This window comes from Amycolatopsis sp. PSD-21, assembly GCF_055561455.1.
This window is the reverse complement of the sequence record NZ_CM145712.1, coordinates 4509250-4521885: the sequence shown is the minus strand read 5'-3', so window position 1 is coordinate 4521885 and position 12636 is coordinate 4509250. Positions and strand designations below refer to the sequence as shown.

Annotated in this window: 11 protein-coding genes; 4 read left to right on the top strand and 7 right to left on the bottom strand. The window is 68.4% G+C overall.

Translation table 11 applies throughout. The annotated features are described in order from the left end of the window. Positions 1 to 293 precede the first annotated feature (293 nt). On the top strand, positions 294 to 3101 hold the full coding sequence (locus tag ACZ1DY_RS21270) for an aconitate hydratase (RefSeq protein ID WP_126732044.1): 2808 nt from the start codon (positions 294 to 296) through the stop codon (positions 3099 to 3101). 73 nt (positions 3102 to 3174) lie between these two features. Beyond that, positions 3175 to 3978, top strand: a complete 804-nt coding sequence (locus ACZ1DY_RS21265; RefSeq protein WP_465485491.1) for an alpha/beta fold hydrolase — start codon at positions 3175 to 3177, stop codon at positions 3976 to 3978. Positions 3979 to 4220: 242 nt separating this feature from the next. Here the strand turns inward: ACZ1DY_RS21265 and ACZ1DY_RS21260 are convergent, their stop codons facing one another. Both ACZ1DY_RS21260 and ACZ1DY_RS21255 read right to left on the bottom strand, forming a co-directional pair. After that, complete coding sequence (locus ACZ1DY_RS21260) at positions 4221 to 4691, bottom strand: MgtC/SapB family protein (RefSeq protein ID WP_257487053.1); 471 nt, start codon at positions 4689 to 4691, stop codon at positions 4221 to 4223. Positions 4692 to 4826: 135 nt separating this feature from the next. Further along, positions 4827 to 5780: a LysR family transcriptional regulator gene (locus tag ACZ1DY_RS21255; protein WP_257487054.1), complete on the bottom strand. Its 954-nt coding sequence runs from the start codon at positions 5778 to 5780 to the stop codon at positions 4827 to 4829. Between the two features lie 144 nt (positions 5781 to 5924). Between ACZ1DY_RS21255 and ACZ1DY_RS21250 the strand changes: the two genes are divergently transcribed. Together ACZ1DY_RS21250 and ACZ1DY_RS21245 are read left to right on the top strand one after the other, a co-directional pair. After that, positions 5925 to 7343 (top strand): MFS transporter, encoded by a 1419-nt coding sequence (locus tag ACZ1DY_RS21250; RefSeq protein ID WP_465485695.1) that lies wholly within the window; start codon positions 5925 to 5927, stop codon positions 7341 to 7343. A 30-nt stretch (positions 7344 to 7373) separates the two neighbouring features. After that, positions 7374 to 7721, top strand: a complete 348-nt coding sequence (locus ACZ1DY_RS21245; RefSeq protein WP_465485490.1) for a darcynin family protein — start codon at positions 7374 to 7376, stop codon at positions 7719 to 7721. On the opposite strand, the gene ACZ1DY_RS21240 is transcribed toward ACZ1DY_RS21245, so the two are convergent. The 5 genes from ACZ1DY_RS21240 to egtC all read right to left on the bottom strand — a co-directional run bounded on the left by ACZ1DY_RS21240 (position 7711) and on the right by egtC (position 12632). After that, positions 7711 to 8430 carry a nucleotidyltransferase domain-containing protein gene (locus ACZ1DY_RS21240; protein WP_465485489.1) on the bottom strand — a complete coding sequence of 240 codons (720 nt, stop codon included), beginning with the start codon at positions 8428 to 8430 and terminating at the stop codon, positions 7711 to 7713. The two genes, ACZ1DY_RS21245 and ACZ1DY_RS21240, sit on opposite strands and share 11 nt — an antisense overlap. A gap of 233 nt (positions 8431 to 8663) precedes the next feature. Beyond that, the gene (locus ACZ1DY_RS21235; RefSeq protein WP_465485488.1) at positions 8664 to 10268 is read right to left on the bottom strand and encodes an alpha/beta hydrolase; all 1605 of its coding nucleotides are present in this window, start codon (positions 10266 to 10268) and stop codon (positions 8664 to 8666) included. A 156-nt stretch (positions 10269 to 10424) separates the two neighbouring features. Further along, the gene (locus ACZ1DY_RS21230; protein WP_371878939.1) at positions 10425 to 10847 is read right to left on the bottom strand and encodes a nitroreductase family deazaflavin-dependent oxidoreductase; all 423 of its coding nucleotides are present in this window, start codon (positions 10845 to 10847) and stop codon (positions 10425 to 10427) included. 46 nt (positions 10848 to 10893) lie between these two features. Then, positions 10894 to 11871 (bottom strand): L-histidine N(alpha)-methyltransferase, encoded by a 978-nt coding sequence (egtD, locus tag ACZ1DY_RS21225; protein ID WP_465485487.1) that lies wholly within the window; start codon positions 11869 to 11871, stop codon positions 10894 to 10896. Beyond that, complete coding sequence (gene egtC, locus ACZ1DY_RS21220) at positions 11868 to 12632, bottom strand: ergothioneine biosynthesis protein EgtC (RefSeq protein WP_126732053.1); 765 nt, start codon at positions 12630 to 12632, stop codon at positions 11868 to 11870. The genes egtD and egtC overlap by 4 nt, the downstream gene beginning before the upstream one ends. Between the last annotated feature and the right edge of the window lie 4 nt (positions 12633 to 12636).

Here is a 12636-nt window from a genome sequence, read left to right as displayed (position 1 = left end):
CGTCACAGCATTACCAGAAGCACCACCAGGAACTTACACACCGTAGGCACCATTTCCCCTCAACGGGGGACGAACAGACGAACGCTTCGTCACTCGAACGGCCGCAGGTCGATGAGACCTTCGTGACCCGCGTGTCGGCTTGCCAGTCAAAAAGGACGGGCGTACTGTTTGAGGAGACGAACGAGGTGTGCCATCCCGCGTCCGGACCTACGGTGGGGTTGCGCAAGACTCGCTCCCGGCCGACCCGAACGGCCTGGAGAACTCACCGAACTGACCCGCCACTGGAGTTAGAAGTGACCGCACCCGCCAGCAAGGACAGCTTCGGCGCCAAAGACACGCTGAAGGTGGGCGACGCCTCGTACGAGGTGTTCCGCCTGAACAAGGTCGAGGGCTCCCAGCGCCTTCCCTACAGCCTGAAGATCCTGCTCGAGAACCTGCTGCGCACCGAGGACGGCGCGAACATCACCGCCGACCACATCCGCGCGCTCGGCAACTGGGACGCCAAGGCCGACCCGTCGATCGAGATCCAGTTCACGCCCGCCCGCGTGATCATGCAGGACTTCACCGGTGTCCCCTGCGTCGTCGACCTCGCCACCATGCGCGAGGCCGTCACCGACCTCGGCGGCGACCCCGACAAGGTCAACCCGCTCGCCCCCGCCGAGCTGGTCATCGACCACTCCGTCATCATCGACGTCTTCGGCCGCGCCGACGCCTTCGAGCGCAACGTCGAGATCGAGTACGAGCGCAACCGCGAGCGCTACCAGTTCCTGCGCTGGGGCCAGGGCGCCTTCGACGAGTTCAAGGTCGTCCCGCCGGGCACCGGCATCGTGCACCAGGTCAACATCGAGCACCTCGCGCGCACGGTGATGGCCCGCAACGGCCAGGCGTACCCCGACTCCTGCGTCGGCACCGACTCGCACACCACCATGGTCAACGGCCTCGGCGTGCTGGGCTGGGGCGTCGGCGGCATCGAGGCCGAGGCCGCCATGCTGGGCCAGCCGGTCTCCATGCTCATCCCGCGCGTCGTGGGCTTCAAGCTCACCGGCGAGATCCCGACCGGCGTGACCGCCACCGACGTCGTGCTCACCATCACCGAGATGCTGCGCAAGCACGGTGTGGTCAGCAAGTTCGTCGAGTTCTACGGCGAGAGCGTCGGCGCGGTGCCGCTGGCCAACCGCGCCACCATCGGCAACATGAGCCCGGAGTTCGGCTCCACCGCGGCGATCTTCCCGATCGACGAGGAGACCGTCCGCTACCTCAAGCTCACCGGCCGCTCCGAGGAGCAGGTCGCGCTCGTCGAGGCCTACGCCAAGGAGCAGGGCCTCTGGCACGACCCGTCGCACGAGCCGGAGTACTCCGAGTACATCGAGCTGGACCTGTCGACGGTCGTCCCGTCGATCGCCGGCCCGAAGCGCCCGCAGGACCGCATCGAGCTCACCGACGCGAAGAACTCGTTCCGCAAGTCGATCCACGACTACGTCGGCGGCGAAGAGGTCCCGCACACCAACGTGGACGAGGCCGTCGAGGAGTCCTTCCCGGCCAGCGACCCGGCCGCCCTCTCGTTCAAGGACGAGGGCGCGGTCGACATCCAGTCGGCGGCGAACGGCCACACCGGCCGCCCGACCAACCCGGTCAAGGTCAGCACCTCCGACCGCGGCGAGTTCATCCTCGACCACGGCGCCGTGGTGATCGCCTCGATCACCTCCTGCACCAACACCTCCAACCCGTCGGTCATGCTCGGCGCGGCGCTGCTCGCCCGGAACGCCGTCGACAAGGGCCTCGCGGTCAAGCCGTGGGTCAAGACCTCGATGGCGCCGGGTTCGCAGGTCGTCACCGACTACTACGACAAGGCCGGTCTCTGGCCGTACCTGGAGAAGCTGGGCTACCACCTGGTCGGCTACGGCTGCACCACCTGTATCGGCAACTCCGGCCCGCTCTCGGACGAGATCTCCGCGGCGATCCAGGAGAACGACCTCACCGCGGTTTCGGTGCTCTCGGGCAACCGGAACTTCGAAGGCCGCATCAACCCCGACGTGAAGATGAACTACCTCGCGTCGCCGCCGCTGGTCATCGCGTACGCGCTCGCCGGCACGATGGACTTCGACTTCGAGACCCAGCCGCTCGGCCAGGACTCCGAAGGCAACGACGTCTTCCTGAAGGACATCTGGCCGTCGGCCAAGGAGATCCAGGAGACCATCGACTACGCGATCACGCAGGAGATGTTCACCAAGGACTACGCCGACGTCTTCGACGGTGGCGAGCGGTGGAAGTCGCTGCCCACCCCCGAAGGCAAGACCTTCGACTGGGACGCGGAGTCCACCTACGTCCGGAAGCCCCCGTACTTCGAGGGCATGCAGGCGGAGCCCGCCCCGGTCACCGACATCTCCGGCGCGCGCGTGCTGGCGAAGCTGGGCGACTCGGTCACCACCGACCACATCTCCCCCGCCGGCGCGATCAAGCCGGGCACCCCGGCCGCGCAGTACCTGACCGAGCACGGCGTGGAGAAGAAGGACTTCAACTCCTACGGCTCGCGTCGCGGTAACCACGAGGTCATGATCCGCGGCACCTTCGCGAACATCCGGCTGCGCAACCAGCTGCTGGACGACGTGCAGGGCGGCTACACCCGCGACTTCACCCAGGACGACGCCCCGCAGGCGTTCATCTACGACGCGGCGCAGAACTACGCGGCGCAGGACATCCCGCTGGTCGTCCTGGGCGGCAAGGAGTACGGCTCCGGTTCGTCCCGTGACTGGGCGGCCAAGGGCACGCGCCTGCTGGGTGTGCGCGCGGTGATCACCGAGTCGTTCGAGCGCATCCACCGGTCGAACCTGATCGGCATGGGTGTCATCCCGCTGCAGTTCCCGGCGGGCGAGTCGGCCTCGTCGCTCGGCCTCGACGGCACCGAGACGTTCGACATCTCGGGTATCACGAAGCTGAACGACGGCGAGACCCCGCGCACGGTCCACGTCACCGCGACGAAGACCGACGGCACCAAGGTGGAGTTCGACGCGGACGTCCGCATCGACACCCCGGGTGAGGCGGACTACTACCGCAACGGCGGCATCCTGCAGTACGTCCTGCGGAAGATGACCAAGGCGTAAGCACGGCACACGAAGGCCCCTTTCCCCGCACTTTGGGGAAAGGGGCCTTTCGCGTTCTTCGGTACCGTGCGGTATGACCACGGGGAGAGTTCAGGTCGAAAACGGCGAATTGGCGTACGAGGTCCGGGGCAACGGCGATCCGGTGATCCTGCTGCACGGCGGGATGCTCGACTCCCGGATGTGGGACGCGGAAATGACGGCGCTCGAACGTCACCACACCGCCATCCGGTACGACGCGCGCGGGCACGGCGATTCCTCGACGCCCTCAGCGCGATTCAAGCACTACGAGGATCTCCGCGAGCTGATGGCCGCGCTGGGCCTCCCCCGCGCTTCGCTGGTCGGGCTGTCCGGCGGTGGGCGAATCGCGGTCGACTTCGCGCTGACCTACCCGGATCTGGTCGAGAACTTCGTGCTCGTCGCAACCGGCCTCAGCGCGATGGTGCCGAAGGATCCTTTCGTCCTGGAACAGACCAAGAAGCTCGAAGAGGCGGGCGCGCGGGGTGATCTTCCCGCCGCCATCGAGTGCATCCTACGTATGTGGGTGGACGGGCCGAAGCGCGCGCCCGCGGACGTCGATCAGCGAGTCCGGAGCCTGTGCCGGGCGATGTACACGCAGACGGTCGTCCGGCACGGACTGTCCGGCTTCACGCAAATGGACGAGCTACGCGCCATCGAACGTACCGGCGAGCTGGCCCCGCGCACGCTGACCCTGGTGGGAGACCTGGATTCCACGGATATCGCCGCCATCGCCGACCAGATCGAAAGCGAAGCACGCGACGCCCGGAAACTGGTCGTCCCCGGGGTCGCGCATATGATCAATCTGGAGAAACCCGCCGAGTTCTCCCGGATACTGCTGGATTTCCTGGCCTCCTCGTGAGTGGCGTCGCGTCCGCCACGAGTCGTCCGCCTGGACACGCGTGTCGTCCGTCTGATCACGCGTGTCGTCCCTGCAGTCACGCGAAACCGCCCGACTGCAGGGGCCGGGACACGGCGGGTTCCCCCGCCCCATAAGACGAAGGTGGCGACGCTTCGAGCACGCCACCATGCCATGAAGGACCCCTTCATTGCGCCTAGCGCAGTAAAGGGGGCCTTCATGTACTTGGGAAGGAGCCCTTCGCGCTAACCGTCCTCACCACTCACGAGGTCTTCTTCCCGGTGCTCCGGGCGGCGGTCGACGACCCGGCCGAGCGGGCGCAACAGCACGTTGACCCCGACGATCACCACGGTCCCGGCGAGCGCGACGCCGTAAAGGCCCGCTCCCGCAAGGGATCCGACGGCCGCCGAGCACCACAGCGTGGCGGCGGTGTTGAGCCCGCGCACGTTCAGGCCGTCCCGCAGGATCACCCCGGCGCCGAGGAAACCGATACCGGAGACGATCTGGGCGGCGACGCGCGTCGGATCGGCGTCACCGCTGGTGTTCAGCCCGCCGAAACCGTGGGCGGAAAGCAGGACGAAGAGCGTCGCGCCGACGGCGACGAGGGCGTTGGTGCGGAGTCCGGCCATCCGGGCGCGGTACTGGCGCTCGATGCCGATGACAGCGCCGAGGCCGACGCCCGTGCCGACCCTGAGCAGCATTTCGAAGGTGTTCATGATTCCGGCTCTTTTCTGGCGTGCGTACACAAAGCCAGACAGGGAAAGGAGGCCGGAGCAGGTCAGCGCACCGCGCACACGGGTGAACGGCGACCACTTCCGGCCGGTCCAGGACTGTCTTCCGGCATGTGCCGCTCACCTCGCTTTCGTACTCGATCGGTGTTGATCAACCTTCGGGACTTTACCACCGGACGCCCCGAGCGCGGCGTGGATCGTGTCACGTAGCCAGCGCTGGGCCGGGTCGGCGTCGAGCCGCGCGTGCCAGAGCTGGCAGACCTCGATGGACGGGAGCTCCGCGGGAATCGGGAACCAGCGGATGCCGAGCGACCGCCCGTACTGCTCGGCGAGCCGCTGGGGCGCGAGGCCGACGTAGTCGCTCGACGCGACCAGGAACGCGGCGACGGCGGAGGTGGGGACGACCGCCGTGACCCGGCGCTGGAGACCGGCCGCCTCGAGAACGTCGTCGAGCGGTCCCCTGCCCCGGCCGCGCCGTGAAGCGGACACGTGCGGATACCGGCAGAGCTGGGCCAGCGTCGGCCGGCGCACGCCGCCGAGCGGCCCGTCCGCCCTGACGATCGCGACCACTCGTTCGTGGTACAGCAGCGTCGAGCGGATGTCAGGCGCGGTGACGTCGCCCGCGCCGATGTCGAGATCCACTGAGCCGTCTCGCAGTGCCTCGGCGCTTTCGCTGCCTTCGGCGACGAAACGCAGCACGACACCCGGCGCGACCGCGGCGGTCGCCTCGGCGGCGGCCGTCACCAAGGTCGCGGCGACACCGTCGTTGATGCGGATGGTGAAGGTGCGTTCGAGGTCGCCGATCGCCAGCTCGCGGTCGGCGCTGATCAGGGCCGACGCCTCGTCGAGCAGGGACCGCACCCGTGGGGCCGTCCGGAGCGCGAACGGCGTCGGCACCATCCCGCGGCCGGCGCGCACCAGGATCGGGTCGCCCATGGCCCGCCGCAACCGGCCGAGCGCCCGGCTGGCCGCCGGGATCGACAGATGCAGCCGTTCGGCCGCCGCCGTCACGCTGCCCTCTCGCAGCAACGCGTCGAACACGCGCAAAAGGTTGAGGTCCAGCTGGTCGGCCATGGTTGCATCGTACGCAACTCTGCATTACCGAAGTTGCGTGGCACGAACAACGCGCTGGCCCATAGCGTCGTGGACATGCCACTCCGACTTCAAGTCCGCGACATTCCCGAAGCCGCGACGGACCGGCGCGGCCTGCTGGCCGTCATGTGCGCCTGTGTCGTGCTCATGGTCGGCATGGTCGCCGCGATCAACCTCGCCGTCCCGATGCTGGCCGCGAGCGACCTCCATCCGTCCGCGTCGGCACTGATCTGGATCGTCGACACCTACGTCGTCTTCTTCGCCTGTCTCGTGATCCCCGGCGGAGCGGCGGGCGACCGCTTCGGCCGCAAGGGCGTCCTGCTCGCCGGTCTGGCACTGTTCGCGCTCGGCGCGCTGCTCTCGGCGCTCGCGCCGAGCGTGCCCTTCCTGCTGGCGGGCCGGGCGATCACGGGGATCGGGGCCGCCGCGGTGCTGCCCAACACGCTCGCCGTCCTGCTGCACGCCGTCCCCGCCGAACGCAAGGGCGTCACCATCGCGACCTGGGCGTCGATGACGGGCATCGGTGGCGTGGTGGGCAATGTCGGCGGCGGCGCGGTACTGGCGGGCGGATCGTGGCGCTGGCTGTTCGCGGCCGCCGTCCCGGTCTCGCTGACGCTCGTCGTGCTCGTCGCCCGGATCGCACCGGTGTCCCCGAGGCACGACCGCCCGCTCAATCCGCTCGGCGCCGTCCTGCTCGTCGGCGCGTCGGTCGCGTTGCTGCTGGGCATCGTCGAGGGGCCTGAAGCGGGTTGGGGCAGCCCAATAGTCCTGGCCGGATTCGCCGGTGCGGTCGTGCTTTTCGCGCTGTGGACGTTCGTTGAGCTGAAGGCCGAGCACCCGCTGCTCGATCCCCGGCTGTTCCGCGTGCCCGCGTTGCGCAGCGCCTGTCTCGGCATGACCGCGATCTTCTTCGGGATGTTCGCGCTGTTCTACGTCAACGCGTCCTTCCTCCAGTACGGCAAGGGTTTCGGTGTACTGCTGACCGGGCTCGGGATCATCCCGCTGACCGTCCCGGTCGTCCTCGGCGCGCGGCACGTGGGCAAGCTCGTCCAGCGCTTCGGAGTCGACGCTGTCATCGCCATGGCGTTCGCCTTCTGTGGCGGCGGCCTGGTCGGACTGTCCACAAGCGACGCTTCGACGCCGTATCCGGTCTACGCGGCCTGGCTGGTGGTGACCGGTGTCGGTGTCACGCTGGCCCTTCCGACCCTGTCCGCCGCGATCTCCGGTTCGCTGCCGCCGTCGCAGGCCGGTGTCGGCGCCGGTCTGCAAGCCACCACCCGCGAATTCGGCAGCGCGCTCGGGGTCGCGGTCATCGGCACCGTCCTCACCGGACGGTTCGTCACCGCGCTGCCGTCCGACATCCGCGCGGGCCATGATCCGCACACCGTCGCGCAGGCGCTGGCGGCCGTACCCGGCCGATCCCCCGAAGTGATCTCCGCGTTCGTCACCGCCGCGAGCACGGCGCTGCGGGTGATCGGCGTCAGCGTGCTCGTCCTCGGGGCGCTCGTCGTCCTCCAAGCACGACTTTCCCGCGAAGCCAAGTAGCGGACCGAAGCCTGACCGAAAGGAAACACCATGTCCGAAGTGACCGCTTTCATGCTGGTGAAGACCATGCCGGAATGGCTCGGCCTCACCGTCGAACAGCGCGTGACGGCCTTAAAGACCGAAATCCTCCCGGTGATCGAGAGCAGGGTGAAGGGTGTCCGGTCCCGGTTCTTCGACACGGAGTTCTACTCCGCGCGAGTGACCGACGTGTGGGTGTGGGAGGCCGACGACCATCACTCGTACCAGCTGCTCATCGAGGCGCTGCGCGAGACGCCATTCTGGGATCGGTACTTCGAGGTCGTCGACCTTCTGGTCGGGGTCGAGAACGCGTACGCGGCGAACTACGGTCTTGACGCCTACGCGAGCGTCAACGTCTGAACCCGGCGGGAGCGCCTCGCCGGTAGCCCACCAGAAGACGGCCTCCCACACCGTCGAGGACAGCGGCGGCGACACGCCCCAGTGGAGCCGGTTCCCCCGCGCACACGACCTGGCGGTAGCCGAGCAGGAGTTCCCGGCAGATCTCCGGTTCGGCCTCTCTGAGCCGTCGCAGGAGCCACTTGCCGTGGGATCGCCACCGGCCACCTGCCAGGAGGACCAGCTCGGCCACCGCGGTCATCAGCCGATCGGCGATGAAGACCAGCTCATCGGGATCACCGGCCCCGTCGAGATCGTCCAGGAGATCGGTGAGCAGGTAACGGCGGTCCTCCAGGTCGGCCGCGGACAACGGCGGAGGCCCGGCTCGCAGGCGCGCCCGGGCGTCCGCCCACGCCCGCTGTCCGAAGCCGTCGCGGTCGAGGAGAACGACACCTTCCCCGCACATGTGCAGCAAAGGCGAGCGGCGGTCCGCTGTCTCCCGATCGGCGAAGTCCTCGTACGACTCGGCGGTATGGCAGAACAGTTCGACCGGCACGCCGTCCAGTTCGGTCGTTTCGCGGTACGGCGCGGGCGGCCCGTCGAGGAACACGACGACGTCGAGATCCGAACTCGCGGTGCGCCTTCCGGTTATCGCGCTTCCGCCCAGGATCGCGGCCCTCGCGGCGGGGAAACGAGTCTCGACCACTTCGCGAGCGATACGGACGGGGTCCATCCGTCCAGCATGCCTCAGCCTGGCCGGGCGATGGGTGAGCCAGGCGCACCGGCGGCCGCGACCAAGCCGAAGCCGGTGCCCTGGTTACCCACCCGGATCTCCTGGACGAGCAGTTCGTCCGGCCGATCCGGCCCTCCCCGTCCGGAACACTAGGGCCGGGGGTTCGGGACCGGTCCCGAACGCCACGAAGGCCACCGCCGCGGGCGGTGGCCTTCGTGTTCATCAGCCCTGGATCAGGCGGTTTCGAACGGCTGGACGTTCGGCTGGAAGACCTGGCCGTTGGCGGGCACCTTCAGGTCGATCAGGTAGTCGGCCGTCACCTTGTCCACCCCGAGGGAGTCGCCGAGGATGCAGTGCCCGAAGGCGTCGACCGAGAGCAGGCGGGCGTTGCCCAGCTGGTCGGCCATCCGCTTCGAGAACAGGTACTGGGTCGCCGGGTCGTAGTAGTTGCCGATGACCAGCACCGGGGTGTCGGTCTTGGCCTGCCACGGGCCGCGGTAGACGTCCGGCTTCTTCGCCGGCCACACCGGGCAGCCCGCGATGTCCGCGAACGCCTGGTAGCGACCGAAAGTGGGCGATTCCTTCTCCCACTTCGCGGCGATCTCCGGCACCTTCTCCTGCTTGATCGTGATCTTCTTGTCCGAGCAGTTCACGGCGAAGTAGGAGTCGTCGCCGGTGTAGGGGCTGTCCGGGTTCGCGTCCGCGCGCCCGTTCGCCCCCGACCGCAGCACCTTCAGCTCGACGGCCTGGGCCGTCTGCGCCTGCGCCGCGGGCGGGTGGACGATGTTGTACAGCGCCTGCAGGTCGTCGGCCAGCGGCGGGAACGACGTCGGCGAGTACAGCACCCCGGCCACCGTGCTGGTGAACGCGTTGATGTCGTAGCTGCTCCCGTCCGGCAGCTTGATCGGCTGCTGGCGCAGGTAGCCGCGGATCTCGTCGAACTTCTCCCGCGGCGTACCGGCGCTGAACGAGCACTTCGGCCCGACCTGCGCGCACTTGCGCAGGAAGCCGTCCAGCGCGATCTCGAAGCCGCGAGCGCGCTCGCGGTCGTACTGCACGCCGTCGCTGGTGCGCAGCGCCGGGTCGACGTTGCCGTCGACGACGATCGCCCGGCTCTGCTTCGGGAACATCGACGTGTACGTCGACCCGATCAGGGTCCCGTACGAGAAGCCGACGAAGGTCAGCTTCTGGTCGCCGACGGCCGCCCGCATCTTGTCGAGGTCGCGCACGACGTCCTTGGTGGACATGTGGTTCAGCAGCGCGCCCGCGTTGTTCTTGCAGAACTGGCCGTAGTCGCGGTACGAGGCCAGGGTCCCGGAGATCTCCTGCCGGGTCAGCGGCACGGGGATCTGCGCGGAGAAGACGTCGTCCGCGTCTTCCTGCGTGGTGAAGCATTTGAGCGGGTTGCTGGCCCCGACCCCGCGCGGGTCGAACCCGATCAGGTCGAACCGGTCGAGCACCTGCGGCTGGAAGTAGTTCGCCGCGCCGATCGGCATCCGGAACCCGGAACCGCCGGGACCGCCCGGGTTGAGGAACAGCGAGCCGACCTTCTTGTCGGGCGTCTTCGCCGCCCGCTTCAGCATCGCGATGTCGATGGTGCCGAGCGCCGCGTTGTCGTGGTCGATCGGCACGCGATACCGCGCGCAGCTGTAGAACTTGGCCTGGTCGGCGGGAACACCGCGGATCTGGTCCGCCGTGCAGGTACCCCAGTTCACCGGCGCCGTCGCGCCGACCTGGGCGGCGGGCGGCCCGGCCTCCGGGGCGGCCACCGCCATCCCGGACGCCCCGGTCAGCGCGGCGCCGGCCACGAGTGCCCCTACCAGTGCGAAACCGCGCACCGGCCTCCTTGTGGATCTCGGCAAAACGACTCCTCCCTCGGCTGGCGACGTGACGGACCACGTCGCTCGGCGCGCCGTCGACGTCACGGCGCGTAACACCAAGCGAGCCTCGCACAAGCCGGTAACCCAGTCACCGGCCGAAAGGATGGTACGAACCTATCGAGTGGTTGTCTTCAACTCGAAAATCGGTAACACACGGCGAGCGGCTTGCTCCTCCATGGAGTAACCGGGCCAGAACTCCAGCAGCAGCTTCCACATCGCTTCGTACTCGTCTCCGCGCAGTTCCCTGGCCCTGACCGGGATCTCCTTGCCCGCCAGCGCGACGACCGCGCCGGGATTCGACCGCAGGTTGTGTGTCCACGCGGGATCGTTCGGCCTCCCCCAATTGGAGCCGACGAGCACGAAGTCCTCACCGTGCGGGAAGTACAGGAGATTGGTACTGCGGGGCAGCCCGCTCTTGCGGCCGGTCGTAGTCAGGCGCAGGGAAGGGAGCCCGGCCAGCGCGACCAGGCTCACCTTCCCCTTGAACAACCGGTGGAGTCTTTTGTCCACCCAGATGATCCCGCCCGCGAGCCCCATCAGCCACGGTTTGGTGCCGAGGACGCGGGCGAGCGACGTGAGAGGGTTAGCCACGGACAGATCTTGCCAGGCTCACCCCGAACCGCGATTCCGAGTCCGTCCACCATTTCTCCACCGAGAAACCGGCGGCGGCCAGTTCCGCGGCGATTCCCTCCCGCCGGAACTTCGCGGAGATCTCGGTACGCACGTACTCGCCCTCGGCGAACTTCACCTGCAGGTCGGCGCCCGGGATGTCGACGGTCAGCGGTTCGCGGGCGCGTAGGCGCATTTCGATCCATTCGTTCTCCTCGTCCCAATACGAGACGTGGTCGAAGGCGGCCGGGTCGAAGTTCGCGCCGAGACCGTTGTTGATCACGCGGAGCATGTTGCGGTTGAACTCGGCGGTGACCCCGGCCGCGTCGTCATACGCGCGTTCCAGGGTTTCCCGGTCCTTCACCAGGTCTGTCCCGAGCAGGAACCACTCCCCCTCGTCGAGCACCTCACGGACCGAGCGCAGGAAGGTGGCGCGGTCGGCGGGGAGGAAATTGCCGATCGTGCCGCCCAGGAAGACCACCAGCCGCGGGCGGTCACCCGGCAACAGGTCGAGATGCCGGGTGAAGTCGCCGACCACGCCACGGACTTCGAGGGACGGGTAGTCGGCCGTGATGGCTTCCGCGGCTTCGGCGAGCGCGGTTTCCGAGACGTCGAGCGGAACGAATTCCTTCAACGTGCCGTGGCTCGTGAGCGCGTCGAGCAGCAGCCTCGTCTTCTCGCTCGATCCGGAACCGAGTTCGACGAGGGTGTGCGCGTCCGAGCTTGCCGCTATCTCGCCACCGCGCGCGGCGAGGACCTCCCGCTCGCTCCTGGTCGGGTAGTACTCGGGGAGGGCGGTGATCTTCTCGAACAGTTCGCTGCCGCGCGCGTCGTAGAACCATTTGGGCGGCAACCACTTCTGGTCCGCCTCCAGGCCGGCGCGGACGTCCGCGCGCAGCTGCTCGGTGATATCCGATTCGCTGTGGTGTACGTCGAGGTCGACTTCGGTCATCGTGCCTCAGGGCTCCGATCGGCTTCGAGGGGAAGGATTTCCACGCCCGCGCCGGTGACCCGGACGGCGTGGCGGTCAGGGACGGGGGTCCAGCCGGGATCGTCGTCGCAGGGTTCCGACGCGACGAGCACACCGCCTCCGGTGTCCCGATAGGACAGGGAATGCGTCCACGCGGTACCGACCAGCGTCCGGCCGTCGGTCAGCAGGAGATTGAGCCGCGAACCCGGCCCCGCCTCCTCGACCACTCCAGTGAGCCACGTGACCGCCGCGAGCGGGTCTTCGCCCGCTTCGAGCCGCTCACGCAGCAACGCCCACAGCAGTACCGAATCCGTGGTCGCCTCCAACGTCAGCAGGCGGGTGATCGGCAGTTTCGCGGCGAGCTCGGCCATCGACTCCGGCCAGCCCCGCACCAGCCCGTTGTGGCTGAAGAGGTAACCGCCGCCGGTGAACGGCGCGTTCGCCGCCTCGACCACGGGCATCGCCGTCGTACCGTTCCGGACCGCCGCCAGGAAGGCGTGCGACCGCACCGATCCGGCCAGCGCCGGCAGATCCCCGTCCGTCCACAAGGGAGCGGACCTACGCAGGCGCAGCGGTTCCGTGCCGTCGGCGTACCAGCCGAGGCCGTACCCGTCGGCGTTGACCGAACCGCCGCCCCGCATGTCACGCGGGGCGTAGGACTGCACGAGCAGCGAATGAGGGGCGTGAAAGAGCATCTCGGCGGGCGAACGCGGCTCGCCGAGATACGCGAGGTGACGGCACATGCCC

What these genes read in the sequence shown, in the direction of transcription:
- ACZ1DY_RS21265 (WP_465485491.1), top strand. Translation starts at nt 3,175, where the DNA reads ATGACCACGGGGAGAGTTCAGGTCGAAAACGGCGAATTGGCGTACGAG.
- egtC (WP_126732053.1), bottom strand. Translation starts at nt 12,632, where the DNA reads ATGTGCCGTCACCTCGCGTATCTCGGCGAGCCGCGTTCGCCCGCCGAG.
- egtD (WP_465485487.1), bottom strand. Translation starts at nt 11,871, where the DNA reads ATGACCGAAGTCGACCTCGACGTACACCACAGCGAATCGGATATCACC.
- ACZ1DY_RS21245 (WP_465485490.1), top strand. Translation starts at nt 7,374, where the DNA reads ATGTCCGAAGTGACCGCTTTCATGCTGGTGAAGACCATGCCGGAATGG.
- ACZ1DY_RS21255 (WP_257487054.1), bottom strand. Translation starts at nt 5,780, where the DNA reads ATGGCCGACCAGCTGGACCTCAACCTTTTGCGCGTGTTCGACGCGTTG.
- ACZ1DY_RS21230 (WP_371878939.1), bottom strand. Translation starts at nt 10,847, where the DNA reads ATGGGGCTCGCGGGCGGGATCATCTGGGTGGACAAAAGACTCCACCGG.
- ACZ1DY_RS21250 (WP_465485695.1), top strand. Translation starts at nt 5,925, where the DNA reads ATGTGCGCCTGTGTCGTGCTCATGGTCGGCATGGTCGCCGCGATCAAC.
- ACZ1DY_RS21240 (WP_465485489.1), bottom strand. Translation starts at nt 8,430, where the DNA reads ATGGACCCCGTCCGTATCGCTCGCGAAGTGGTCGAGACTCGTTTCCCC.
- ACZ1DY_RS21260 (WP_257487053.1), bottom strand. Translation starts at nt 4,691, where the DNA reads ATGAACACCTTCGAAATGCTGCTCAGGGTCGGCACGGGCGTCGGCCTC.